Origin of the sequence: Pseudomonas sp. DE0157, from assembly GCF_007678615.1 — a bacterium.
Classification (GTDB): Bacteria; Pseudomonadota; Gammaproteobacteria; order Pseudomonadales; family Pseudomonadaceae; genus Aquipseudomonas; species Aquipseudomonas parafulva_B.
This window is the reverse complement of sequence record NZ_VEJN01000048.1, coordinates 1-422: the sequence shown is the minus strand read 5'-3', so window position 1 is coordinate 422 and position 422 is coordinate 1. Positions and strand designations below refer to the sequence as shown.

Genomic DNA, 422 nt, shown 5'->3' with positions numbered 1-422 from the left:
GATTTCACGACCGGATCGTTAGCACCGACATAGTCGTTGTCTGGCGCGGTTACAGTGACCGAACCGGTAGTGCCGTTCGCCGGAATGGTGATGGTGGTCTTGCCATCGTCCAAGGTGAAGGTCAGCGCGCCATGCTTGTCGATCGGCAGGCCATCCTTGTTGGTCAGGGTCACGGTATAGGTGATCTGACCGCCTTCGGTAACCGAGTCAGTAGCAGTCAGCTTGGCTACGACTTCGTCGATGGTATCGGTGACTTTGACCGAGGCCTCGCCGCCCAGCTGCAGATTCTCGAACGTGCGACCGCCAGCGTCGGCTGCCGACTTGATACCCAGACTGATTTCGCCCGAGTCTTTGTAAACGTCGTCGCCCTGCGCTGCGTGCTCGTAGGACACGGCAGTCTGACCGGCCTTGATAGTGACTTG

Annotated in this window: 1 protein-coding gene; it reads right to left on the bottom strand. The window is 58.8% G+C overall.

What is annotated here, in order from left to right:
• Positions 1-422, bottom strand: a 422-nt coding sequence (locus FS777_RS21290) for an immunoglobulin-like domain-containing protein (protein WP_145257602.1), incomplete at both ends; no start/stop codon positions are given.